Raw genomic sequence first — 25,740 nt, 5'->3', positions numbered from 1 at the left:
AGTGGCTATTCTTTTTGGTTCTGAAATTTTTTTATTTTTCGATAAAAGCATTCGCAGTTACAGTACCATTTACAGTGCCTCCATCTAAAGATAGGAAGTATTGATTGATCCAAATTTTTAACCAATCTAAATCTAAATTTACATTGCCATATTCATCTATTTTAGTACCTATTCCTGCAGAAATTATATTATCCATCTTAATCCATTTAGTTCCATTTGAAATAAATGTAACTTTTAATCCAGGCTCAATAGTTCCTAATAAAACACTTCCATCTGAATATATCTCAATTGAAGAATATTCTTCTGTTTTAGATGTTGAATTTACTATAGTTACTTTTTTACCTTTACTATTAGTGAATAACGGAATATTTACAGCAGGATTATCAGATTGTCCTCTAATATTGGCTTCAATAATTAATTCTCTTGAATTAAAATTTTCTACCAAATAATTATCAGTAACATCTTTAAAAGTAATTTGTTTTTCAATAGATTTATCTACATATGATTTTTGAACAAAAGATAAATTATTAAAACTAGATTTTGTAGATAAATCTATATTAGAAGAAAACTCATCAACTGATTGTTTAAATGAAGTAAAGTCTATAATATCACCTGCTTTTCTAGTATAAATTTTTTCATTACCTGCTCCTGAAGAATAGTCTGAAATAGTGTATGAACCTAAATTAAGATTACCTTGGTTATAATCGAAAATTAATTTTGTAGCTAATTCATTTTCTTTAAAAGAGATACTACTTTTTCCGCTTTTAAAAATAGGAATGGAATTATCAGATGCTACTTCAATAGAACCTGTAAGATTTTTACCTGATTCAGTTCCTGTAAGTGGAATATAATTACCGCTAGGAATTGGTAAATTATTTATTTTATCTGTAAGATAATCTTTAGTTACGATAGTAGTACCTTTTGAAGACGCTTCAATTAATTCTTTTGTTGAAGTTGGTAAGTAAGCTAAACCAGATTTATCTACAATTAATGCATCTTTTCTCTCTGTAACTGAACCTGTGGTCTCACTTAAAGTCCCCATACCAACTTTAAGTACATTATCATTTGAAGTATATTTAACATCTGTAGCAGCGGTTCCTAGAATTATTTCTGAATCATTAGAAGCTGTATTATTATCACCTAATATTTTAGCTTTCTGAAAATCAGTTTTATTTTGAACGCCTATTATAATATTATCACCTTTAGTTCCTATATTTGTTGAAGTTCCTCCTATAATAGTATTATTTGAACTACCAATGCCTGTAGTAATTCCTGAACCTCCAACAATTACGTTATTATTACCACCGCTATTTACAGTAACTCTATCTGCTCCAAATAAAGTATTTTTATTACCCGTTACAGTTACATGTTCATCGTTCGTATGTATAAAATTCCCTTGACCTGTAACTCTACTTCCATAACCTAAAACATAGTTATTATCGCCTCCGCTAATATTATTATTATTACCAATAGCTAAAGATGATGATGATGAAATATTGTTACTATCTCCTCCGATTGAAACACTAGCAATTCCGCTTACTGTAACACCTCTACCTCCAAAAATCATAGAACGTTCGCCCGTATTTTTTGAAGAATCATAACCGAAATTAATAGAATTTAATCCTGTATTACCATTATCCTTATAAGGTTTTAAACTCCATCCATTTCCACTTTTAACAAATTCAGTTTTATTATCTATTAAATTATCTGTTTCAGTTCTATTGTAATAGTTAGATAAATCTATAGTTGATAAACTACTAATTCTATTATCAATATATTCTTTAGTTACTAATGATTTATTATTAGAATTAATTAAAGAAATAGAAGATGTAGGTGCTGTAACAAGACCATTCCAAAAAACGGATAAACCATCTTGTCTTTTTTGAATTACATCTTGATTATAACCTTTCCAATACCCGATACCAACATTAAACATTCTAGCTGTAGGTACATAATCACGATTAGAAATAGTTTTATCTTGAATAGTACTATAAACACCAACAATAGTCTCTCCCATTGTAACAGCTTCATTATATGCACCTGAAATAAGTTGATAAAATCCTTGACCTTTATTTTTTCTACCACCAACTATAGCACACGCTCTAATAACTGCATTTGTATTAGATGGGTCAACATCAAGAGTATTTTCATATCCACCAACTATTACATTATCGTGAGAATAATTATTAACAAATTTAGGTTCTCTAATACCAATTATACTATTATTCCACCCTCCAAGAGTAGCACTTCCATAATTATCCTTAATAATATTTTCACCACCACCAAATATACCATTGGTATTTTTTTCACCCTCTTCAGCAAAACCACTAGTTTCTATAATTTTACTTCCAAAAGAAATTATATGATTATAATCACCTGAAGATTTGTTTGATTCTCCTGATACAAATGAAGATTTACCCATAGCAGAAGAATTAAGACCCATTGCTACAGAGTATTTTCCAATTGAGCCAAATTTATAATCTTCTTCTGTATTTTCGTTATTTGTAAATGATAAGTTTATTGAATATTCTCCTTGTTCACCATAAAATAAAGGATTATCTTTTGCATATTTATATGACCATCCATTACCATTTTTTACAAATTCTTCTTCTATTTTTATATTACCATTTTCATCTGGTTCTTGGTTGTTCACAGTTTTTATTTTACCAAAATCCTCTAAATCTCTTTTAGCAGAATTCCCTTCATTATCCACAACTACAACATAAGGGTGTTCTTGATCTGTTCCTGTCGTAATAGGTTTATCTAAATACTCATCCATTTTAAACAAGCTATAAGCATCTCCATCGGAATGTCCAATTACCATATCTTTTGTTTGATGATTGAAGTAGATTTTATCACGAATCCCATTATCCCAAATTTCTTGTAACTCTTCTTCTGAATTATAGATTTGGACATAGTCATTTACATCAATATTTCCTTGTTCGTCAGGAACTTCATTATTAACTGTTTTTACTTTACTAAAATCATTCTCAGCTAAAGACTTATCTAAAGTTGGAGTTTTGATATCTCCATTCTCATCTACCGCATAGTCGATATAAGTAGCAGTCTCTGGGACTGCTACTTGATAAATGACATTTGTTAAACGCTCTCCTTTTGGAGGTAAACTATTTACACGAATTATTTTTCCTATATTTTTTGACATTTTATCTATTTTTTTAAGTTAGCTAAATATTAATCTACAGATGTTGTATCTGTCCAATCACCAGAAATAACTTCTTCTATTTCATTATTTGCATTAGAGGAAGAACCTCCATTTAACAGAGCATTTTCATTTTTAAATGGAAATTTTTCAGAATCAATAATCAAATCTGGATTTTCACAATTTGTCTTTTCCTCTATTGTATATGGTAAAGCTTGCTCTACTTTCAATCCGATACTCTCTGCTTGTAAAATATTCAATGAAGTTGGAATTCTAGTCATCCAGAATTTTCCTACTTTTTCACCTGTTGGTTCGCGCATTTCATCTACAATAGATAAATACATTGGATCTCCAATAACAGGAACTTCACCTCCGCTCCAAATTTTACCAGTCGACATATAGAATTGTACAGCATCTTCGAAGCCTGGTTTTACTGTAACTACCACTCGAGCCATTCCACTTTGCAAGAACGAACGAAATAAAGGATCGATGCTTTCAGATTGATATAATTCTCCCCAATCTTTTTTAGCACCCCAGAAATATGGATAGAAATTGTACGACATAATGTCCCACTCAAAAGCTTGTTCCATAAATTTAACTAGAGAAGTGTATTCATCAAGACTTTTATTTAATTTGACTTGGATATCATTTAATCTGTCTCCATTTAAAATTAAATCTGTTCCTAAGGCATTAGGATCAACCAAATAAGCCATACAGTTATGTTTTAGAACATCACTTTCTATTTGACGGTAGAAATTTGCATTTGTTTCTTTTATATTTGTAGCAATTTCTCCAGCTTCTTTTACTTTTTGTTCATAAGTTGTTAATGCTTCTTCGTATGCTTCAATAATTTTATTGAACAATAATCGACGACCATATTCTGTTAATTCACATTTAACTTCAATGTTAACATTACCTGTATGAAGCCCCATCTGAGAAATAGAGATAGGAATTGATCCTGTAAATGGAGAAATATTTAATTGGATTTGATCCACATCAGTAATAGGTCTATCATTTTCTGGAGCTACATTAAAATTAGGTCTATAAAACACTCTATTTCCTACAGATACTGAAATTTTGTTATAAGAATCTCCAGAAGGGAAACTAATTGAAGCCCTAGCTTTTTTTGTAATATACCCTTCAGGAATTTCAATAAAATCATCTTTAGCAAAAATTTCATCCCAATTGTCTTTTCCATTTCCTGCTTCTGTACTGACAAATGAAAAAGCTTTACCTATGTAAATTTCATCAGTATAATTAGGTAATTCTACATTATATACACCTGCCCAATACTTTAACGCATTAAATTGTGTTATTTTTTCAATTCCTGTTGCTGTTACAAAAGCATTTAAGTCAAAATGCCAATCTTCCGCTTTTCTTGGATCAATAGGCTTTTCAATTACTTCTGTAGGGTTCATATTCACCATTGCTAAACGATGAATCTTAGATGGTTGAGGAATCATAAATTCAAACATCATTCGTTTTCCGTAATTGAAGATTTGATTTTTCATAATTTTATCTACCCAACGGTATACACCAACAACATGCTGATCTCCTTGTCTATTATCAAAGCCATGCATATTGTTTTCTTCAAACTCTTCTACGGCTTTACGCACGCGCTCCTCTTTTACTTTAGATACAATACGATCCAAAGCTCTCGCAGTAATATCTTGTGCCTGGGTAGTTGCTGCACGAGAACTTTCTTCTTTTGATCGATTGTTTGCAAAAGACGCTCCCATCTCAATACCCCATTTTTTTCCATTAGCGTAGGTAGCAATATCAGTTGTTTCTGACATAATTTTTGCAATCTCTGTCTGCATTTCAAAACGCGTTGTTGTGGTTGTGTCTGTTAACTGTTCACGTTCTGTTTCTGATGATGAAGTTGTTGTGTCTTCTGTTCGAGATAAACGACGAGTCGATTTTTCTCGGTATTCACGTGCCATAATATTCTCAATATGCGCGACTTCTCCAGGAACATAAGCATGCGTACTTTGCTCTACTTTCAAATAATCTACAATTCCTAATCGACGAACACCAAAACCTGATGGAATGAAATTATTTTCGGATGAATTATATGTATTATTATTTGTACCTCCCGAACCGTTAGTGTCATTATAAATTATATTTAAAACCCCTTCTGTTCCAGTACGGTTATCATATTCTACTTTATAAGCAACAAATTCACCTTTAGCTCCGTTAGAGAAAAATACTTCAAATTTTAATTCTGATATTAAGCTATAGGCTGTTGAATCTATATTACCTCCTAATAAAGATTGAAAACTTACAGTATTACCACTCTGATTATCATAGTCTTTCTCAAATGTTTCATATCCATTAGCATTTTTAATTGTTAATTTACCATTAACCACACTCCAGCCATCAGGAATAACTAAATCTATATTAAAATTTCTTAATAACTCCCTATTGTTATATACTCGAACTAATATTAATTTATAAGTACTCGTTTCATTAATCTTACTCGATATAGGTAACAATACTCCACCAACATTTACAAATTGTTGTTTTTCGATTTCAGTATTAGCAATAATTAATTGATCTTGTAAAGCAATTTTTTCGTCAATTGTTTTTAGAACATCGTTAAAAGACTCAAATTCATCTTGATCAAAATTAATTAAACCTGAAGGTCGTTCAGCTTCTTGATTTTCTTCTAAATCAATATTAATCGTTTTTTTAGAAAGGACATTATCTAACATTGTAAGAGAGTCTGACGATAATTTTTCTTCTAAAAATGTTGTATCTAATTCTTCTCTAAATGTAAAATTAAACGTATCGTAATCTGGTTTTACTACATTTGCCAAAGCTAATTTTCGTTGGGCTTCTGTTACATCTGCTGCTAAATTTGCTTCGGCTTGAAGTAATCTCAATTCATAAGCTTCTCTTTCAACACGAATAGATTCTTCATAAGTAGCTTGCTCTTGTTTCAAAGCTTTAGCGTAGTTTTTCTGATAAATAGTTTGTGCTTTAGAAAACTCTGTCTTTAGTTCAATCAATTTTTCTCTTTCAGCTTTAGCTTGTGTTAAAGTCTGTAATTTTTCATTTTTTTGTTGTAATTGTGTAAGAATAGAGTGAGAAATTTGGAGCTTTGGTCTTTGTTTTACACCATCTACAAATAACTCATCAGGCATAACAATTTTTGCATTTTTTACCTTATCATAATCTTCTTTAGTTGCTTGGTTTTCTGCTTTATTATAGATAAAAGTAAAATAATTACGTTTACGTAAAATTTCGAAAATCTTTTCTTTTAGATAAAAATTTTCTTCTGTAAGTACCTGATAAATTAAATTATCCCAAAGGACTTTAACTTGCTCTGTTGTAAGAGTAATATTTTCTGTTACTTGTTGCGCATTTTTATTTTGAAAAATTTCTGTAATCTCTGCAATTAATTGAGGGAATTTGAGATTATATAGATAATTATATTTTGATTTTAAAATATCTTCTGTTGAAATATAATGATTTTGACTTTTAAACTCTTTCGCACGAGATGTTAAATAAGTTAGTTTTGTTTGATTTTGATCTGTTTTATCTTTTAAAATATCATCAAAGAAACCTCCAACATAATTCTCTCTTGTAATAAACCTTGGATTATCTTTTGTAGTCGCTAATTCAGGGTTACGTAAACTTGTAAATCTGAATAATGTTTGTGATGCATTTGTACTCATTTTTTGTTTTTAATTTTTATGGTTTGATAAAAAGTATTTATAACTTTCTTTGCTCGGTTATAGATTTCTATTTACTTGCAAGTCCGATAAAAAAAGTATAGGTTATACATGTCCAAAAAGGCTTCGCTTTTTAGATATATTTTTTGTATTCTATTTTATTATAGTGACAAATTTAGATGGCAGATACGCCAAAAGTCGTCGTAAGGAATTTTATTTTAAACTATTTATAACTTCTTCTACATAAGTATCGTTACCTAAGAATATTATTTTCTTTTTTACTTCATCAGAAAGATTAGGGAAATATACAGTAAATGGTTTTTCTTTATTTATATCTTCATTATATTTCGATTTAAAATCTACAAGTGTTAGAGGTTCTATTGAATCATCAACCATATAAGCTTTTGAAACTTCTCGATCTACATAATAAGTTTGAGCTAAAACCGTTCCTGACATTCCTGGAGATGATGTATCAGAGAAATATGTACTTGCATATAAAGTACCATTTGATGGATCTCCTAAATCAAAAAATATACTAGCATTATTATAACCTTGACCATCATTTATAATTATACCAGCTCCAGATAAATTAGAAGATTTAATTGCTACATTTGGTGCTAATTCTATATGTCCAGTTATTGGTTTATTAGGTTCAGTTCCTGTAAGTGGAATAAACTCTTCTGGAGTAATATCCAAAAGAAATAGCTCTTCTTTGTTATTTATACCTAGTATTTTGTTATCTCCTATAGGTGATATCTTTCTAGGTGTATTAGGAGCTACATTATTAGCTGGGGTGAAATATATATTCTCACCGTCTGTACACATAAAAGATACATATTTTGCATATAAAGCTGAGTCCCCTCGATAAGCTAATTGTATATCAAGTTCTCCATCCTCTAATTTAAATTTATATATGTTAGGAAACCAACCATCTTCACTTGTAGAAACATATACATTATTGTTCTTATCTATAATTGGTCTACTAAGCCTATTAGCTGGTTGCGGTAATGTACCAAGTTTTCTTGCTGGTTTTGTTAATGAAGGATATACTTCCCAGATATCTCCTGTAAGACAACTTACAGCTAAAGCAGTTCCTGCAGATGTAAGAGTATGCACTATAAAAGAACCAGATGTTGCATTTATTTTTGTCATCTGATATCTATAGGGATCATTATATGTAGTTACAAATATACAATATTGGCTATTTGTAACGAATACACCATCTTTAGTAAAACTTACATTATCGTCGTAAGCTGTCGAATATACTATATTAAACAAAAGATTTGGTAGTATTTTTATGTCTTCAAAATTACTTACGTCAAAATCATACGAACTCCATATTTGAGTTGCAGGGTTTGTTGGACTACTTTCTCTATGTAGATAAGTGAAAGTATTTGTATATTTATTATAACGTATACTTCTAAAATCACTACCTGCACTTTTAGCTAGAATCTCTGTACTTCCAGGTATTTCTTTCATAGCGTCTGTAGTAAAATCATAAACATATATAGCCTTGTAAGAATTTGCTAAACTTGCAGATACAAAATAGATTCTCAAGTTTTCTTTATCTATATCCGCCATGACATTTATAATCTCATCATTAGGTCTATTCAAATATGTTTTTATGGGTACACTTCTTACAAGTTCCATAGTTTTAGTACTATAAAAATCAATTTTGCCTTCTACTCCATACTTGAAAAAACATGTAGTGATAACCATTTCTTTAGCATACCATACTCTTGTACCATACATATTCTCGTTTCGTAACCCTGGACCATTTCTAAATTCTGTATAACCTCCTAATTTATATATGTTTGGTATTTTTAAACTACTTGTCGTTTGTTCAATACCACTACCTACTATATTATTAGATGTATATCTACGAGTTTCTATTTGAGCTTTTGTAGAACCATCTCCTAACAAAACTCTATTAAGCTCTCTCTCTGGTGGTATTGCTACTTTTGTATACACTCCTAAATATATTTCACCATTTTCATCAGGTTCTTTACGATCAACTGTTTTTACATTACCTGCAACCTTGGATAAAGGAATATAATAAGATTTATCTTCGTCTTCAGAATATAAAACTACTTTTTTATCTTCATCAGAAGTCTCATTAACTGGTTTTTCCAAATATTCATTCATTTCAAATTTACTGTAACCATCTCCATCAGAATGTCCGAAAACTAGTGATTTTGTGTCATGATTAAAATAAATATTATCTCGTATTCCTTTATCTAAAATATCTTGTAATTCTTCTTCAGAATGATAAATTTGCACATAATCATCTACTTTAATATTTCCATTCTCATTAGGCTCTTGTCCATTAACCGTTTTTACTTTACCAAAATTATTTTCTGTTAATGTTGTATCTAAAGTTGGGGTTTTTATATCTCCATTTTCATCTATAGCATAATCTATATAAGTTGGAGAACCAGTTACAGATACTTGATAAATGACATTTGTAAAACGATCCATTTTTGGAGGTAGACTATCTACTCTAATTATTTTTCCTGTATTTTTTTTCATAATAATTTTAATTTGGGTCTTGATAAAAAGTATTTATAACTTTCTTTGCTCGGTTATAGATTTCTATTTACTTGCAAGTCCGATAAAAAAAGTATAGGTTATACATGTCCAAAAAGGCTTCGCTTTTTAGATATATTTTTTGTATTCTGTTTTATTATAGTGACAAATTTAGATGGCAGATACGCCAAAAGTCGTCGTAAGGAATTTTTTTTTAATTACTTTTCTTCCCTTATTTTGATAATACAAATAAACTACAGGAATGTGTCAAAACTTGTCGTAATGAAATTTAGTTTTTGAAATTATTTAAGAAAAAATAAAAACCGCTTCTCATGAGGCGGTTTTATTAATAATTACTTTAAAATTTTATATGTTGTATAATCTTTGATAGTCCTTAACTCATACATCTTATTTTTGTCCACATCTACCAGTCTGATATTAGCTAATGGAGCATTTTGACAATGAATAAAACTGATAAATTGGAAAGTATTAAAATTACCTTTTACGATAATATCAAAACCATTTTCTACTTCTAAAGAGCTATACCATTCCCAATCTTTAATTTTTTGATATTTATAAATAGATATATCAATATCAGTTAGAAATTCATCATTTGCATAATCATCACTATCTAATTGTTTTGTTTTCGTAACTATTCCTTGTGGTAATAAATTATTCCATTTTGAGTCTTCATCATTTAGTTTAATATTTTTTAAAATTGTTAGTACTGCATTCTTAAAATTGTCTAACACCTCTTTTGCATGTGGTATACTTCTAACATAAATAATTTGATAACCTTTTTGAGGTTTTTCTCCCTTTGTATTATATTTTATATTTACTAGTTCTGTCATTTTTTTATTTTTTAATAATTACTGCTTTATCATTAAATATTTTTTCAAAATCTTTTAAACTCATTGTATAGGAAGCCCCTTGATGTATAGGCAAAGGATCTCGTAAAAAAACTTTTCCATTTTCCACTTTCTCCAAAACCATAGCGTGCCCCTTAAATTCGTTTGTACCAACACTTACAATTGCTTTATCTTCAACGTCTAATTTCTCGAGTAATTTAGAAAATTTTATTTTTTCTTCATAAATTGCTACCACATCATCAAGATAACTATTATATAAAGCATCTGGAATATCTTTAATTCTTGCTCCATCTTTATTTGTATTCAATGCTTGTGCAAGATATTCTTCATTTTTTACAATATTTTTATCTTTCAAAACCATTTTAAGTGAAGTAGCTACACAAGTATAATCTTCACTTTGTCCAAAAACTTTGGTTTTGCTTACAAATTTTTGTAATTTAAATCCTGCATTTTCTGCAAATGTTTTAGTAGAATCACCTCCTCATTTTAAATACTTTCTACTATTAGGAATAAGGTCGTCAATTTTTTTACTAACATTATCCAACACCTCATCCAGGTGTTTACCTTCTCTATTTAACAAAAAACGTATCCATTCTATAAATCCTTTAAAACCGTTTTTACATGCCCTAGCAAAGGATTGGAGTAATTTAAGAAAAAATAAAAACCGCTTTTTACGAAGCGGTTTAGAAAATTTAGATTAAGAATTTATTTCATATTCTTCTCCTATTTGGTTTCCTTCATCATCAATTTCATTCCATTCAAATTGATAATATAATATTCCATGTTTTTTTAAACTTTGAACAATAGTATTTATAAAATTTTGAGCTCCATCAAATTTACCTAAAAACTCGGCGCTAAATAAGAATGCATTTTCATCTGACTCTGATATATATATGAATGTGTTTGAATCTTCATAATTAATTTCAGGCTGAATATCTGAAGCAAATCTATCTCTAATTTTATTACCATATATAGATTTCATTATAGCTTTCATTTTATCATATTCAATTTTTATATATCCTGCATAAACATATTTATTTTTCATAATTATTTAATTTTTAAATCTGGTTTTAATTCTAATTTTCCTCCTTTAGTTTGAATGGAAATATCTTCAATATTCAATTGTTTATATTTTTATAAAAAAAGCTGCCCGACTTTTTCGGACAGCCTCTTAAAAATTTTAAATTTAGACTAAGAATTTATTTCATATTCTTTTCCTATTTGATTTCCTTCCTTATCAATTTCGTTCCATTGAAATTGATAATATGAAATACCATTCTTTTTTAGATTATCAACAATTGTATTGATAAATTTTTGAGCTTCATCAAATGTCCCTAAAAATTCTGCACTGAATAAAAAGCCACCATTAAAATCATCATAAATATAAAGTTCTTTTCTGCTCTCTTTTAAAATAAATTCTACTTTTGATTTTTCAATGATATTTTTAAAGCTTCTATTTAACCATTTAGATATAATAGGATATGAGGATCTTATATATCCATTGTATTCAAATTTTTTCATAGTTATTTAATTTTTAAATCTGGTTTTAACTCTAATTTACCTCCTCTAGTTTGAATTGAAATATCATCAATTCTTAAATTATAAAATTTTTTATTTAGCTGTTCTATTATTTTTCGATGCCCAGCTTTTATTCTAGGTTTAGTCAATCCACTTATTTTCCTATTTTGCATGGCAAATGCAAAAGTTCTAGATACCGCATTTGTTTTATCATTTTTGAAAATATTCTCTGAAAGATTCATTAGCTCCTTGTCACTCATTTTAGAAATATCTACTATTTTACCATTTAATTTAATTTTACCTTCAAAAGCATTACGAAGTAAATTGTTAAAATTACTATCATCAATGAAAACAGCTAGATCTAAATCTTTTGGTTTTAATTTTCTTAAAGACGATCCTTGTATTCTAATATCGTTAGTTGATAAACCAATTGAACTTAGTTCACTTTTTAATATATCACAAAACTGTTCAAATTCTTTTAAATTTCTAAAACCAAAAGGATAACCTCTTTTTAATACGATATTAATGTAATTGTCCATCTGTTTTAGTAACTCTACTGATTTAATTTCTTTTATATTACCTGTTTTAACAAAACCTCTTAAATCTTCAAGACTCATATCTAATTGTAAAGCTTTTTTATAAATTGCTTCAAGATGTGTAGAATTATAAAATTTATTAATATTATCTTGTACTAACAGAGCTAAGATTTCAGTTTTAGAATAGTTTTTTAAACTTCTTCTTTCAACTTCATCTAACACCTCATCCAGATGTTTTCCTTCTCTATTTAACAAAGAACGTATCCATTCTATAAATCCTTTAAAACCGTTTTTGCATGCTCTTGCAAAGGATTGGATTAATTTACGGAAAAATGCTAATAAATCTGTAATACCAAAAGTAACAGTAGAAATAAATTCGCGTCCTAAGATTTTAAGAAATTGAATTAGTTTTTCTGATTTACTAACTGCCTGAGCAATATTACCAGAACCTCCAGTAAGAAGAGCCAATATAACCCCAACTATCACTTCAAATACAATATTTCCTGCGTAATAAGCGTATTGGTATCTCGAGATATTTCCTAATTTTTCAAAAAGACTTTTGATTAATGCTTCAAAATCCTTAAGTCTTAAGTTTTTTAAATCTTTAATAAGATCTATAAAACCATCCAAAAAAGCGGATGTTTCGGAGAATAAAAAATTAAGAACTTCCTCTAATGTTTCAATATTTTTTTGTTGTTCTAAATAATCATTATAACTTTTGATAGAAGCATCTAAACCAATGATAAAAGAAATAATCTGAAATAGAAATTCGAAAAGGCTGATTAATCCATTAATCAAACCACAAACAAAAGCATTAACAAGTTTCAGATATTCTCCTGCTATATCTGCTACAATAGTTACAGCAGATTTTATCATAGTATTGACTTTGGTTGTAAAACCTGTTAATTCTTCTATTACTTTTTTGAAACCTGATGGTAAATAATTCTCAACATTCAGCTTTTTTAATAAATTAAGATTCTTCTGTACAAGTTTTTCTAAAACAGAAATTCCGATTCCGATAGAAATAACTGTTGGAGAAGAAACTGCTTTTTCTACTAAATAGGGTTGATAATCATTTCTATCAGCTAAATAACGTTTTTCTGCTATTTTACTTTTTCCAATAAATTCTGCTATTTTAGCTACAGCTTCTGCCATACCATCGTTTATACTCCCGATTGCATTAAGTATAGAACCTGATTCGCTTTTTGACCAAGCATTTAGTTTGATTGCTTTATAAATATCAACTTCTGATAGTTGATTGTCTTGATGAACAGAATCTAAAACAAGCTTGGTATATTTAGCTTCTAACTCAATAGAGTCTACAATAATTGATTTTGTTCTATTGTCATACCAACTTCTGATTTTCTGCTTAGGAAATTGTGACATAAAATTTTGATAATATGTATTCCCTATATTTACAATGCAGTTTCGTCCACTAAAATTAAAATATTGGTTGTTCAATTTTTCATAATACAATTTGACATGATATGGATTAAAGCTTGATTTTTCTTTATCATAGGCTTCAAAAACCTTTGTACCAGTATCTTCTACTTGTACATGAGTTTCGTACGCATATCCGTGTACTTCCTTTGGTTTTTCATTTGGAGAATCTTCTTCTGTCGATTTTTTATTAGAGGAAGTTTTTTTTCCTGTATAGTTAAAAATAGAAATCGGAACATCTACTTTTATACTTTCACCTTCTTCTAGTCCAAATTCTTTGTAAAATGGACTTACTAATCGGTTAGAATTTTCATTAATTCTAATTTTCTCAAATGGGTCTTTTCCAAAAACTCCTTTTTCCAATTCTTCAAAAGAAATAAACTCGTTATTTTTGGCTAAAGACAATAAAATTTGCTGAGACTCCTCGTCCCAATCGTCGAGATCTCTTAAATAATCATTTGTCATAATTTGTGGTTTTTAATTATAAAAGAGCGCTCTTTCTTTTACAATACAAAGCTATACGGCGATTGTGCCAAAAGTTGTCGTAATGGAATTTTGATTTGAAACTTTATTCTTAATTAACTTTTGTGCCAATTGATGCAATACTTCTTTATTCTCATCAACATAGCTTAATCCTGCTTGAATCAATGCTTCAATGTTTTCTTTTCGGACATCATCCATCTCAGAAGATGCATTCTTAATTGATGGATTGATTCGATAATAATTCTGACGATTTCGCTTGCCTAACGTATTTATCATTTGAGACAATTGATAATCGACGGTTTCTGCATTTGCAGATAGTAAAATATCTATAAGTGGTTCTATCCATTTTAGCTTTCCTGCATTCTCAAATTTATTGTACGCATATTTTTTCAAAACAGTTCCAGTACCAATAGAAACGATTACCATATTTTTGATTGAAGGATAATTTGGTTTTTCTAGGTCTTGAAACAAATCTCCAAAAGGAATTTTTCGAGCTTCTGCATATGCACACAAAGCAGGATTATTTGCAAAAACTCCTCCATCAATCAACGTAAACAATTGGCCATACTTTGATTTGATTTGAGCTGGAGAAAAATAAGTTGGGGCAGCAGATGTTGCACGACAAATATCTTTTACCTGAAAATTGTTTGAATCTACATGCGCATTAAACGAATTAAATAATTTAGCTTTCCTATTTTCTAAATCATAAGCAGTAATTAACGATGGTTTTATTAAACTTTTCAATTCAAGGTTACCAAAGAAATCAGCTAAATGTTTTTCCAATTGTTCTTCAGAAATTTTTTCACTAAATAATCCAAACGGATTGATTAATCGTTGCCAAAATGAAACATTGAAAATATCATTTCCTTTTTCTGTGTATAAATCAAATGCTGTTTTAATCGAATAATTTGCTGTTCTTTGATCATTTGGATAAAGCAGAATAGAAGCTAATAAACCTCCAGTACTACTTCCTGCAATCAAATCAAAATAATCACCTATTTTGGCATATGGGTTATCTAATAATTGTATTTGCTCTTCGATATAACGGAGGATGATGCAAGGTATAATTCCTCGTATTCCTCCTCCGTCAATGGAGAGAATAGTAATTTTCTTTTTCATTTTTTTGTGTTTTTTTTGAATTGTTTAGAAAATAATGTAGCCCAATTTGTCCTGTTTCATTTTGATGAGGTCTCTCCAATTATTTACTTTTTGTTTTCCCTTAGAAGTCTGTAAAAACTCTTTTTCGAAATGACTTCCGTCTTTGAAATTTTTCCAATCTCCACCCCAAATCCATCCATATTTTTTGAAGATTGAAACACATTCCATCCAATCGGCTAAACCGTCATCGTCCCAATCGGTTTTCATATCCCAACTTGCCGTTTTTCCATCGATAATTAAACAGATATCAACTGCCAATCCATAATTGTGAATACTTTGTCCACCTTTAGCATTCGTTACTTTTAATCCTTTTTTTGTACGACCTTGCGCATAAAGATTATTTTGTTCTTCGAATGTTCGTAAAGCTTGTGTAATACGCACTTTAGCTCGTCCTGTTAATCGTTTATCTATTTCGTTGATAATTTGTGCCACTTCTTCTCTAACCAAAGGATGTAAAGTTGCAATGCGTTGTTGTGTTACTTTATCCATTTTATTGTGATTTTAGACAAAAGTAACAGCCGCTTGTGTCAAAAGTTGACGTAGTGGAAATGGATTTTTATTAAAAAGAAAAACCGCTCATTGAGCGGTTTTTAAAATTAACTGTTTTCTTCTACAAATTTTTTAAAATCATTTAGAAATGTTAAAATTTCTTCGTGCGTTAATTTTAATGTTATAATATCTGGATCATATTGTTTACCTCTTTGAGCTAGAACATCTATTAACAAAACGCCATTTTTATTCGAATAGAGGTTGACATCTTCATTGCCCCATGTATATTCTTCTCCTTTGGGTTTGGTTTTACTGTCTTCTATTCCATTTATAATTTTTTGAACTTTTTCTGAAGTCCAATCCCAACTACCAATATTATTAATTGTACTCTGTTCTGACTCTATTCCAAAAACCATTGTTCCGTCCCAATCATGTTTTTTAAAATTATATTTCATTTTAACTTTTTTTTATTATTATAATTTTGGATATGCATTCATAATATTTTCAGCTTCATCGATCTCTATTAAAATATCAAACTTACCAGAAGAATCTTTAAATTTATACTGCTTAAATTTCTTGCTCAATGAATCTGGATTTAATCCTATTCCTTTCTCCACCGTATTTTCGTATACATAGGCTATTTCTTGTTGTATTCTCTTAACATCCCAATTTTTAGGAAACATCGAAGATTCTGCAAGTTTAGGAAATGATTTACCATTTAGTGATTTTACAGATATTTTAGCTTTAAAAGGAATATCTTCGGCTATTTGTAACATAGAATAAGTATTCTTTGGATATATAATTTCATCTATCCTTACAAATTTATTCATAAAATGGCCTCCTTGTCCTTTCGTTCCTAAATATATCCATTCCTCATATTTCAACCATTTTTTATTGAAAACTTTTTGACTAATAAATTCAACATCTCCACTCAAATGATTTACAAAGTTTTCATCAAATTTATGTAACCATTTATTTAGATATATTTTTCTTAAACCATCTTGATCATCTATTAATCTATAAAATTTTTCTTTTACATAGTCTACAAATTTTCCACTTTTTACAGCTTCTATTAAATCTTCAAACTCTTTTTTTAGCCATTTGATCAATTGGTTGAGAGAATTTTTGACTTGAGAAGTAAGTTTACCAACGAAGTTAGCAGTTTTTGTGGCAAGTTGTTCTGCTTTAGTAGAAATTCTACTTATTTTTGATGATAAACTAACTACATTACCACTACCTGCCGTAAAAATTACAATAATAACTTCTAGTAAAATTTCAAAAGTGACGGCTCCAATAAAAAACATCCAAAAATATTGGTTGAGGTTAGCAATTTTATTTTTCAATAATTTACAGAAACTTGTTAACTCTCTCCATATCTTATTATCTGTAATCAATAATTTGATAGCATCTACTAAATGAGGTACTTTTTCTTCTAACAAATCAATAGTATCTTCTACAAATTCTAACTTTTCTTGGTGTTTAACTAATTCCGAAGGAGTCATTTTTTCTACCTCCAATAAAGGTATCTTATCCACAACAAAAGCTAAAAGCATTAATATTGTTTGTACCAAAGAAATTAATCCATTTGCTAATCCGCATAAAAAGGCATTTGCCATAGCCAAATCATGTCCCAATTTGTTTTTAACTAATTGTCCTGCATTATCTATCGCGTTAACTATTTTTACTAAACAATTTTTTAATCGTTTAAAAATTGTTTTTATAGATTCCGGAATTATTTTTTCTAATTGTTCTTTTGCAAAAAATACAATTGCTTCTGCAACATCTTGCGAAAACTCTTTTGTCTTTTTCAATAAATAATAGCCAACTCCAGTGATTAGTTCTTCGAAAGTACCTAAAAAACTAGTTAAACTTTTTAAACCTGTTGTTACAAAATTTTTTGCATCTTTAGAGTACATTCTATCTTGCTCTGTCATAAAAGCTTTGATAGGTAATAATGGTTTGTAAGGATAATTTTGACTCGTTGTATTTCTAAGACTCAGAAAATATTTTTCGTAATCATAGCTTACATCTGTCAGTTTATAAGTATCCAATATTTCTACTCCTGATTGTAAAAAATCTGCTACAGAATTATTTAATTTAGCTACTTGTTGATAAGCTTGATTAAGCTCATTCTTTTCTAAAAACTCAATCCTAATCGCTATTTCTAATAAAGAAGAAGAAATTTTATGAGAAGCTGCTATTTTTGATACAAAATCATTTAAAGAAGTTGTTGTCGTATTGAAATTGGTTATAAAAACATTAAAATTATTTCTTTCTAAAATTCCTCTAAAACCTTTTCCAATTCTTACACGACATGCTGTTCCAAAGAAGTTTGACTTTCCAGTACTTCCTCTTCACAATAAATGTTCATTTCATTATCAGCTATATTTTGATCATCATTATAGCGTTCAAAAACTTCACTACCAGATTTGCATGCTATAAAATTGGTATAGAATTTCTTTTCATCTTTTATTACTTTGTCTTTTGGATTACTAATTGTTACAAAATAGTTATAAAAAATACTTTGCTTTCCAAATGGACTTTCTATCGCAATTTCATTTGAAATATCTTGGAAAGTTTTGTTTGTTTTAATTCCATCAAAAATATTTTTTCCTTTTCCTAAAACTCCTTTTTCCATTTCTTCAAAAGAAATAAATTCGTTATTTTTAGCTAGAGATAATAAAATCTGTTGCGATTCATTATCCCAATCATCGAGGTCTTTTAAATAATCATTTTTCATAAAATTTACTTTTTTTTGTCGTTTTAAACAAAACTAAAAGTAGATTATGCCAAAACTTGTCGTAGGTGAAATGAATTTTTTGGTAAAAAAGAAATCGATGAAATCTGCAGTACAAAAACTGTTTGATTTCATCGATAGAAAATATATAGAGTTGTTATTTTAAAGAATTTGATAATTTTGACAAGAAGCAATTAATTGTTCTTTTATTTGGTTAATTAAAATAGGAGGCTCCAGTACTTTTACTTCTTTTCCATAGGACAAAATTTCTTGCATAAAATCATACGATGGATAAAGTAACATTTCAAACACACATTTTTGTGTAGTTTCTTCTACTATAATTTGAGAGTCATGCAATGGAAAACTTTTGATATATTCTTTCTGATTTTGGCTACATTCCAAAACAATTCGATACGGTTTTTGGTCTTGAAAACATATAATTCCAAAAGCATATTTGAAATAAGTTTTAAAATCCATTTCATATTTTTTAAACGTAGCATCGAATAGAGATAAATTAGATATCCGATCTAAACCAAAACATTTTACTTGTTCGTCCTTTTTATCAAGAGCAACTAAATACCAACGATCTTTCGATTCTTTTAAAATTAATGGATGTACCTTCCGTTCCGTAAATGTATTTTTTAAATAATTGTGATAAGAGAACTGGATTACTTTTCTATTTCTTATTGCATGTAGCAATTCATAAAAAGAATTTATTCCACGATGTTTTCTAGATTCTAGAAAAACATAGTCTTCAAAATCGGGATAAGTATTAAGTGTATTAATAATTTGATAAGATTCTAGTAAACGTTGATTGTACTCATCGACTTCCATGATAGGACGAGAGACAATTGTATACTTAAATAAATTAGACCGATCATTTATAATTTCGATATTAAATAAGTTTTGAATTGCTCTCAAATCCCTTTGAAGAGTTCGTTTAGAATAAGTATAAACCTCAGCATCTTGAAATTCAAATGAATTCAATAGATAATCTTCTATTCCTTCGTATGTAGCTGCTGACCTTTCTAATCTTTTAATGATAAGAGCATAACGTGTCAAAAAAAAATCTTTTTTCATACCTAATAATTTGATTGGATGGCTAAGATATTTTTTGATAACGCCAAAACTTGTCATTTTAAAAAAAAAGGAATAGAAAAAGTTATTCACACTTCGTCAATCCATTTGTACAAATCAACTTCGGAAGAGATGTCAAAGGTTTTTCTTAATCTACTTTTTCTTGTTTGCACAGTTCTTATTGCAAGATTGTTGTATTCTGCAATATCTTTGGTTGTAAAACCTAATTTGAGTAAAGAACAAAATTTGAATTCGTCTGGCGTCATTTCAGGATTAATGGACAAAAGATTGGCATAGAAATTCGGAAAAACTAACTTAAATTTAGGAATATAAGCTATATCGTCTTTTACAGCGAGTTTTACGACTTCTTCTATCGCATAAATTTGAGTATCAGTTCTAAGTTTTCGCCTTAGTTCGATAATCATTTTTTCGCTTCGCATAGTTTGTTTGTATAAACGAGCTACTCTAAAATGTTTTGATAGAATAAAATATCCGAAGCAAATAATTCCTATGAACGTTTCAATAAATGTAAAAATTCTTTGATTTCGTGTATATGTTTTATGTTCGGAATCTTCGATTGTAAAAATCCTAAAATCATAATAATGACTTATTATAAATAATATCAACGCAATAGTATAAATGATGATATTTAATTTAACCGTATCCTTTTCATTGAAAATAAATAACGAAGCAATCAGAATTACAAAATAATACATTGACAAGCCGTTTCCAAATCCCTTTGTGGTGGAGAAAAAGAAAATAACAAAAAGTAAGAAGATGAGGTTAAATAGCCAAGCTATAGGTTTAAACCAAATAACACAATCATATAAATTGTTCCAATACCTATTAAGGCACTAAAATAAATGGTATGACCAAAAAATAAATCGCGAATTCCATTTACATAAAACACGATACCTAAAGCAAAAGAAAATAAATTCATTCTTTGTGCATATATAAGTTCTAGTTCGTCTATTTGGGAGGGGATATGTCGATTTAAAATAAAATTCCAACTTTTCTTTATCATCATTCCGCAAATATAATTATTCGAGAAGTTTAGCAAAGTATTGTAAATTAACGATATAGTTATAAAAATACGAGATAAGTAAACTTTTTCAATGAAGAAGTAACTTCTACCAATCTTATTTTTAAAATTTTAAGAAACATGTTAGAAAAGCTTTAAAATAAACGTAATTTCTAATTAAGTCTCATTATAAATAAAATAGATAAAGTGTTTTAAATCAATATTGTGTATGTGTAAATATTGTTTTTGATATAATATGGTTATAAAAATATTTTTTTCCACTTTGCTACAGAGTTTCTACTGATATTAAAATGTTTTGCTAATTGAGCATCATTTAAACAATGTTTTTTCTGATAATTTAGAATCTCAATGATATCTGATTTTAAATAAGCATAATGTTTTCGGTCAATTTCAGATTTGTAGCCAAATATTTTATTATTTATATCAATAATATCTAAAGATGATACCTGCTTTTTATTAAAAAAATAGGAGAACTCCTGTTTCTTTTCAGGAAACATTTCATCTAGAATATCATTGTAAATTTTTTTATAATTTGGTTTTATTATTTGTTCTTTTCTAGCCATTTGTGTAAAGTTGTTTTAGGTATTCTATAATTCTCAATGACTTGTTTTGTCGTCATTTTATCCGTTTTAATTTTATCTACAATAAAATCAATTAGCTCTTTTGTATAAAGGTTTTTTCTGAATTGAGGCAAAGAGTTTCTTTTATCTGTTTGATTTGGAGGATTTGGAGGAGAGAATAAAATGAGATGTTGAGAGTAAATTCTAAAAAAATCATATTCTAATAATTTGCTCCATCTCAATAAAATTTTTGAGTCTAAACTTTCAGAAGAATACATTTTTTGAAGATCTATTTCATTGCATTTTAAAAAATTACAAATACGTGTGTTTTCAATGTTACATTCATTTACTCGTTGAAGAATAATAGATCCGATATGGATGTTTTTGAAATTCATTTTTCATTTATTTAATATAAAATAGAATTTTAATAAAGAGAAATAGAAAAGTAAACTCTAAATATGAAGTCTTATTTTATACGACAAATTATTGCTTTTGATAGTTAAAAATCTCTTTCAATTTTTAGATAAATGAAAGAGATTTTAATTAAAAAAATTGTTGTAGGTAGTTTATTATCTATAAGAGATTAATAAAAAGATTGTTTTACAAACCTGTTACTTGCTCTATTTTTATATATACTTTTAATTTTTCTACATCAGTTTGCACAGTAGTAGGATCCATACCTGCCATAACAATAGCTGTGTATGCTACTTTTGTGTTAGAAGTTGTATCAATCCAAGTGTATCTTCTATGTTCAGGACCAGAATTACTTGCATTATAGATTCCCTGATCTGCCCAAGCACCTGTATTTGAAGTAGACAATGTTCTCCATGTATTTCCTACACCTCCTCCAGGTGTTTTTGAAGGTACTTTTAATGAGCCTCCAGCATCTCCTATATAACCACCATATTCTGTGTTGTAATTCCACATAATTGTTTTTAAATCAGCAGTATTATTACGAATCAAGACGTTGTTCTCAGTACCACTGTCTGTACGATAAGTATTATTTTTTGAAGTAGCTGTATTATTCTGAATAGAGTGTCTCATAAAAACTTTTATAGTATATAAACCGTCAGGAGTTGTAGCATTAACAGTAAAGCCTTTTACACCTGTATCAGGATCTGTTACAAATTTCATGTAATCCATCACTGCAATTATTTTAATATCAGCGTTCATTTGCGTACCAACAGTTATATCTTTACATCCTGTTATATCAGTATTTGCTTCAAAAAAAGAAGTTAAATCAAATGAGATTCCTATTGGCGACGACTGAGAAGCAATGGGTATTCCTTGTACTGCAAAAACTAGGTAGCCTGAACCATACTCTAACTTTCCATCTGCAATTGTAGCCGTAATATTAGGATTACCTACAGATGTTAAGGTAACACCTACAAATTTTCCACCGTTTCCTCCCGTATATGGAACTTTGATGATACTACCTGACAGTATAGGTTTAGGAGAAGTTCCATCAATATTTTGCGAAGGATCTATTGTAGAAGCGGTGCAATTTACAGATGCACTTGCTTTAACAGAAGTAGTGTCCTCAATGCTTCGCCATTCGGTTCCGTTCCAGAAATAATATCCTTTTGGTAAAGCTGTACCTATATTATAAACTAGTAAACCCTGTGGTTGGTTTGAAATATCATTATCACCATCTGCATTAAGATCCGTTGTATTAGAATTTAAAGTAATTCTAGGAACAAGTAAACCTTTATTTATTGATGAAACATCAAGCATAGCATATTTATTAGGATTTGTACCTATACCAGTCGCTCCAGATTTAGTGACTATAAAATCATCTTCAAAATGTTTAGATGTTGGCTCTCCACTTGAAGGATTGGTAGTTTCTGCTGTTAATTTTCCATCAATATTGAATAAGCCTTGCGGATTGGAAGTATTAATACCTACTTGGCCAAAAGAGAGGATAGAGAGTAAATTTATAAAAAATAAAATGCCTTTTTTCATACTTCTTTTGTTTAGTTTTAAATGATTTACAAACTTATTCTCTTTTCTTTTTTATGAAAAGAAATCAACTACAGCAAAGCTACCTTCCTTTGTACGACATAGGTACTTAATCTTTTTTAGAGGGATTGTATTTTTTACCTGTTGTGTATTTTTTTTTAAGTTTAATTAATTGTTTTTAAGTTGTTTAGTTTTTGTTATTTCGGAAAAAATCCCATACATGAATTTATCTTTTTTTATTTAAACAAATTATGGTTGTTATTTTTTAAGTTCAATATTTCATGTGGTATGAATTGTTACAGATACGGGATTTTTTTATCCCGTATTGTAACTTAATAGGTTTGTTTGGTTAAAACATTCTGGTAATTCGGCAGTACCATTTTCGAACATTATCGGCATTATTTGTCGTGTCCATATTATCAATGGTAAAAGACATTTCTACTTTGTACCATTTATTTCCTTCGAGGATAAAATCAAAATTATATCCTTCGGTATTATTTGAGTATGTAACCGCAGTACCTGGAGTCGAAACTCCTTTTACCATATTTACACCATATCCTAAATACATTCCGTTATCAAGATTCTGATAACCATTAGGAGCTAGGATGACATTCGCATCACCACGTCCTTCTTGGGAGGTCATTCCCATCCACCAAAATTTTTGAGCTTCATTACTTATATTGTATACTCTAGGCACAATGGATACAGGACCTGCGGAATTAGAACTTGAGATTGCGAAAGCATCAAACTGAAAAGTGTCTTCAATCGTTGGCATTTTATCTCCATTGCTGCTTAATAAAACATTGGAAAGACTTGCTAAAACCCCTGTTCCACTAAAATATTCTGATTCGCCTCGAGAAAGTTCATTTTTTCCTACAGTAGCAGAACAAGATTGTCCAAAAAAATCTATTGCAAATTCTGCGGTATTTGGAGATGAACCAGAAGGAGTTCCAGTTATTGAGTATATTAGTTGACCAACTCCATATTCTAAATCACCATATTGTAATGTAGCTGTAAGACCAGTTATTCCTGTAGAAAGTATTGGCGAACCAGCAGGATAAGATCCTCCATTTCCTCCTGAATAAGGAATTACTAAAGTTCCAATATAAGGAACTCCTTGTTCGAATTTTTTTGGTGTGATATAAGCTAAACTACAATCTAATTTGTTAATTGAAGGAGAAATACTACTTCTTGTAGAAAATTTAACCCATTCGGTTCCGTTCCAATAGAGATAACCTTCTGTTGTTAATCCTCTTTTTCCTAAGTTGTAAATTAGCAATCCTATAGCAGGATTGGCTATTGTGGTTTGGTCTGTATTGCTTTCTAACGAAACTTTAGGACCTAAAAAACCTCTTTTGTTGCCATTAGAGGCACCATCTGTATTTACATCCAAAATAGCTGATGGATCTGGAGATATTGTTCCAATTCCAACACTACCAGAAGACGTAATTACAAAGTCATCTGAAGCTTGTAAAGGATCTGGAATTCCTGTTTTTGGATTTGTTGTTTCGGGAGAAGATTTACCATCTACATTAAAAATTCCTTGAGGATTTTCTGTATTAATCCCTACTTGCCCGAACGAGAGGACAGAGAATAAAGTTGTAAAAAGGAAAACGCTTTTTTTCATACTTTTTGTTTAGTTTTAAAATAATGTGCAAACCTATTGGCTTTTATTTTTTGAGGAAAGAGATTGACTACGGCAAAGCTACTTTATGGCATACGACATGGCTACTTTATTGTTTTTAGTTGGATTGTATTTTTTATCTGTTATAAGGTTTTAACAATGTAATTTGTTTATTTTTAATCATTTATTCTTTATTATTTCGGAAAAAATATTATTTTATGAATTTGTCCCCCCTATTTGTCCCCCCTCTAAAAGTTGAGCTCNNTATAACGCAATTTATATAGGTTGCCATTCTACTCTCTCCTTCCTATTAAATAGGATAATTCAAAAACTTTAATTTATATGTACGAAGGAACAATTGGTGAAATTCGGATGTTTGCAGGTCCGTATGCTCCTAGGAATTGGGCTTTCTGCTATGGACAAATTTTGTCTATTAATCAGAATCAAGCTTTATTTAGTATACTGGGAGCGATGTATGGAGGAAATGGCGTAACAACATTTGCCTTACCGGATTTTAGAGGCCGAATTCCTGTAGGGTTTTCAAATGAAATTTCTTTAGGGAAAACGGCAGGTGAAGAAACGCATGCCTTAACCTCTACAGAAATGCCTGCGCATCTACATCTTGTAGAAATAAAAGGTAATCATTTTAAGGTAAGTGCGAAGGGTGCTACTCAAGCAAGGATTACATCAGGCTCTAGTTTGGCTGCACCTGTTGAATCAAGAGGTCGTATGAAAGTTCCTACACAAGGTTTTGTACAGACAGAACCAAATGTGGGGCTGAATAGTAACTCCGTTGATTTAGGAGATGTTACACTAGAACCACAAGGAGGAAACCAGGGACATGAAAACCGTATGCCTTCTTTAGGGATGAATTATGTGATTTGT

The 25,740-nt window shown here is 29.4% G+C and carries 20 protein-coding genes and 1 pseudogene; 1 reads left to right on the top strand and 20 read right to left on the bottom strand.

All coding sequences use genetic code 11. The features are described 5' to 3' along the window. Positions 1–31: 31 nt before the first annotated feature. The 20 genes and pseudogenes from B4H69_RS10640 to B4H69_RS10545 form a co-directional block, all read right to left on the bottom strand. Entirely contained in the window at positions 32–3,163 is a 3,132-nt protein-coding gene (locus tag B4H69_RS10640; RefSeq protein WP_291093909.1) for a hypothetical protein, read from the bottom strand. A gap of 29 nt (positions 3,164–3,192) precedes the next feature. After that, positions 3,193–6,840 (bottom strand): hypothetical protein, encoded by a 3,648-nt coding sequence (locus tag B4H69_RS10635; protein WP_291093907.1) that lies wholly within the window; start codon positions 6,838–6,840, stop codon positions 3,193–3,195. Positions 6,841–7,050: 210 nt separating this feature from the next. Beyond that, positions 7,051–9,366 carry a hypothetical protein gene (locus tag B4H69_RS10630; protein WP_291093905.1) on the bottom strand — a complete coding sequence of 772 codons (2,316 nt, stop codon included), beginning with the start codon at positions 9,364–9,366 and terminating at the stop codon, positions 7,051–7,053. A gap of 350 nt (positions 9,367–9,716) precedes the next feature. After that, positions 9,717–10,214: a hypothetical protein gene (locus B4H69_RS10625; RefSeq protein ID WP_291093904.1), complete on the bottom strand. Its 498-nt coding sequence runs from the start codon at positions 10,212–10,214 to the stop codon at positions 9,717–9,719. Between the two features lie 4 nt (positions 10,215–10,218). Then, positions 10,219–10,635 (bottom strand): annotated as a pseudogene (locus B4H69_RS10620) (cysteine peptidase family C39 domain-containing protein); the annotation flags it as partial. A 294-nt stretch (positions 10,636–10,929) separates the two neighbouring features. Next, a complete protein-coding gene (locus B4H69_RS10615) occupies positions 10,930–11,277 on the bottom strand; it encodes a hypothetical protein (RefSeq protein WP_291093902.1) in 348 nt (115 codons plus the stop codon). A 146-nt stretch (positions 11,278–11,423) separates the two neighbouring features. Beyond that, on the bottom strand, positions 11,424–11,753 hold the full coding sequence (locus B4H69_RS10610; RefSeq protein ID WP_291093900.1) for a hypothetical protein: 330 nt from the start codon (positions 11,751–11,753) through the stop codon (positions 11,424–11,426). 2 nt (positions 11,754–11,755) lie between these two features. Then, positions 11,756–14,191 (bottom strand): hypothetical protein, encoded by a 2,436-nt coding sequence (locus B4H69_RS10605; protein ID WP_291093898.1) that lies wholly within the window; start codon positions 14,189–14,191, stop codon positions 11,756–11,758. A 51-nt stretch (positions 14,192–14,242) separates the two neighbouring features. Beyond that, positions 14,243–15,328 (bottom strand): patatin-like phospholipase family protein, encoded by a 1,086-nt coding sequence (locus B4H69_RS10600; RefSeq protein ID WP_180906054.1) that lies wholly within the window; start codon positions 15,326–15,328, stop codon positions 14,243–14,245. Between the two features lie 24 nt (positions 15,329–15,352). Then, the gene (locus B4H69_RS10595; RefSeq protein ID WP_180906055.1) at positions 15,353–15,856 is read right to left on the bottom strand and encodes a M15 family metallopeptidase; all 504 of its coding nucleotides are present in this window, start codon (positions 15,854–15,856) and stop codon (positions 15,353–15,355) included. A 107-nt stretch (positions 15,857–15,963) separates the two neighbouring features. Then, positions 15,964–16,311, bottom strand: a complete 348-nt coding sequence (locus B4H69_RS10590; RefSeq protein WP_180906056.1) for a hypothetical protein — start codon at positions 16,309–16,311, stop codon at positions 15,964–15,966. Between the two features lie 18 nt (positions 16,312–16,329). Then, positions 16,330–17,907, bottom strand: a complete 1,578-nt coding sequence (locus B4H69_RS10585; RefSeq protein WP_180906057.1) for an EndoU domain-containing protein — start codon at positions 17,905–17,907, stop codon at positions 16,330–16,332. Positions 17,908–18,161: 254 nt separating this feature from the next. Continuing rightward, positions 18,162–18,596 carry a hypothetical protein gene (locus B4H69_RS10580; RefSeq protein WP_180906058.1) on the bottom strand — a complete coding sequence of 145 codons (435 nt, stop codon included), beginning with the start codon at positions 18,594–18,596 and terminating at the stop codon, positions 18,162–18,164. Between the two features lie 159 nt (positions 18,597–18,755). After that, positions 18,756–19,673: a helix-turn-helix transcriptional regulator gene (locus B4H69_RS10575; RefSeq protein WP_180906059.1), complete on the bottom strand. Its 918-nt coding sequence runs from the start codon at positions 19,671–19,673 to the stop codon at positions 18,756–18,758. Between the two features lie 86 nt (positions 19,674–19,759). Beyond that, positions 19,760–20,386: a helix-turn-helix transcriptional regulator gene (locus B4H69_RS10570; protein WP_180906060.1), complete on the bottom strand. Its 627-nt coding sequence runs from the start codon at positions 20,384–20,386 to the stop codon at positions 19,760–19,762. A gap of 80 nt (positions 20,387–20,466) precedes the next feature. After that, positions 20,467–20,610, bottom strand: coding sequence for a hypothetical protein (locus tag B4H69_RS10565; RefSeq protein WP_180906061.1), 144 nt, complete (start codon positions 20,608–20,610; stop codon positions 20,467–20,469). A gap of 341 nt (positions 20,611–20,951) precedes the next feature. Continuing rightward, positions 20,952–21,275: a helix-turn-helix domain-containing protein gene (locus B4H69_RS10560; protein ID WP_180906062.1), complete on the bottom strand. Its 324-nt coding sequence runs from the start codon at positions 21,273–21,275 to the stop codon at positions 20,952–20,954. Next, positions 21,254–21,667 carry a transposase gene (locus tag B4H69_RS10555; RefSeq protein ID WP_180906063.1) on the bottom strand — a complete coding sequence of 138 codons (414 nt, stop codon included), beginning with the start codon at positions 21,665–21,667 and terminating at the stop codon, positions 21,254–21,256. Before B4H69_RS10555 ends, B4H69_RS10560 begins: the two co-directional genes overlap by 22 nt. A 205-nt stretch (positions 21,668–21,872) precedes the next feature. Beyond that, positions 21,873–23,234, bottom strand: a complete 1,362-nt coding sequence (locus B4H69_RS10550) for a hypothetical protein (protein WP_180906064.1) — start codon at positions 23,232–23,234, stop codon at positions 21,873–21,875. Between the two features lie 346 nt (positions 23,235–23,580). After that, entirely contained in the window at positions 23,581–24,858 is a 1,278-nt protein-coding gene (locus B4H69_RS10545; RefSeq protein WP_180906065.1) for a hypothetical protein, read from the bottom strand. 369 nt (positions 24,859–25,227) lie between these two features. Between B4H69_RS10545 and B4H69_RS10540 the strand changes: the two genes are divergently transcribed. Further along, a partial coding sequence (locus B4H69_RS10540; protein ID WP_291093889.1) for a phage tail protein occupies positions 25,228–25,740 on the top strand: 513 nt, incomplete at its 3' end.

The sequence above is a fragment of the Empedobacter sp. UBA6745 genome (assembly GCF_002453775.1).
Lineage (GTDB): Bacteria > Bacteroidota > Bacteroidia > Flavobacteriales > Weeksellaceae > Empedobacter > Empedobacter falsenii_C.
Note: the sequence above shows the minus strand (reverse complement) of the source record. Positions and strands in the feature narration are given on the sequence as shown.

Bases quoted from the DNA above. Each gene is read 5' to 3' on its own strand.
- B4H69_RS10640 (WP_291093909.1), bottom strand. From the start codon at position 3,163: ATGTCAAAAAATATAGGAAAAATAATTCGTGTAAATAGTTTACCTCCA.
- B4H69_RS10550 (WP_180906064.1), bottom strand. From the start codon at position 23,234: ATGAAAAAAGGCATTTTATTTTTTATAAATTTACTCTCTATCCTCTCT.
- B4H69_RS10625 (WP_291093904.1), bottom strand. From the start codon at position 10,214: ATGACAGAACTAGTAAATATAAAATATAATACAAAGGGAGAAAAACCT.
- B4H69_RS10570 (WP_180906060.1), bottom strand. From the start codon at position 20,386: ATGTATTATTTTGTAATTCTGATTGCTTCGTTATTTATTTTCAATGAA.
- B4H69_RS10610 (WP_291093900.1), bottom strand. From the start codon at position 11,753: ATGAAAAAATTTGAATACAATGGATATATAAGATCCTCATATCCTATT.
- B4H69_RS10635 (WP_291093907.1), bottom strand. From the start codon at position 6,840: ATGAGTACAAATGCATCACAAACATTATTCAGATTTACAAGTTTACGT.
- B4H69_RS10560 (WP_180906062.1), bottom strand. From the start codon at position 21,275: ATGGCTAGAAAAGAACAAATAATAAAACCAAATTATAAAAAAATTTAC.
- B4H69_RS10630 (WP_291093905.1), bottom strand. From the start codon at position 9,366: ATGAAAAAAAATACAGGAAAAATAATTAGAGTAGATAGTCTACCTCCA.
- B4H69_RS10575 (WP_180906059.1), bottom strand. From the start codon at position 19,673: ATGAAAAAAGATTTTTTTTTGACACGTTATGCTCTTATCATTAAAAGA.
- B4H69_RS10580 (WP_180906058.1), bottom strand. From the start codon at position 18,596: ATGAAAAATGATTATTTAAAAGACCTCGATGATTGGGATAATGAATCG.
- B4H69_RS10600 (WP_180906054.1), bottom strand. From the start codon at position 15,328: ATGAAAAAGAAAATTACTATTCTCTCCATTGACGGAGGAGGAATACGA.
- B4H69_RS10595 (WP_180906055.1), bottom strand. From the start codon at position 15,856: ATGGATAAAGTAACACAACAACGCATTGCAACTTTACATCCTTTGGTT.
- B4H69_RS10545 (WP_180906065.1), bottom strand. From the start codon at position 24,858: ATGAAAAAAAGCGTTTTCCTTTTTACAACTTTATTCTCTGTCCTCTCG.
- B4H69_RS10605 (WP_291093898.1), bottom strand. From the start codon at position 14,191: ATGACAAATGATTATTTAAGAGATCTCGACGATTGGGACGAGGAGTCT.
- B4H69_RS10615 (WP_291093902.1), bottom strand. From the start codon at position 11,277: ATGAAAAATAAATATGTTTATGCAGGATATATAAAAATTGAATATGAT.
- B4H69_RS10590 (WP_180906056.1), bottom strand. From the start codon at position 16,311: ATGAAATATAATTTTAAAAAACATGATTGGGACGGAACAATGGTTTTT.
- B4H69_RS10555 (WP_180906063.1), bottom strand. From the start codon at position 21,667: ATGAATTTCAAAAACATCCATATCGGATCTATTATTCTTCAACGAGTA.
- B4H69_RS10565 (WP_180906061.1), bottom strand. From the start codon at position 20,610: ATGAATTTATTTTCTTTTGCTTTAGGTATCGTGTTTTATGTAAATGGA.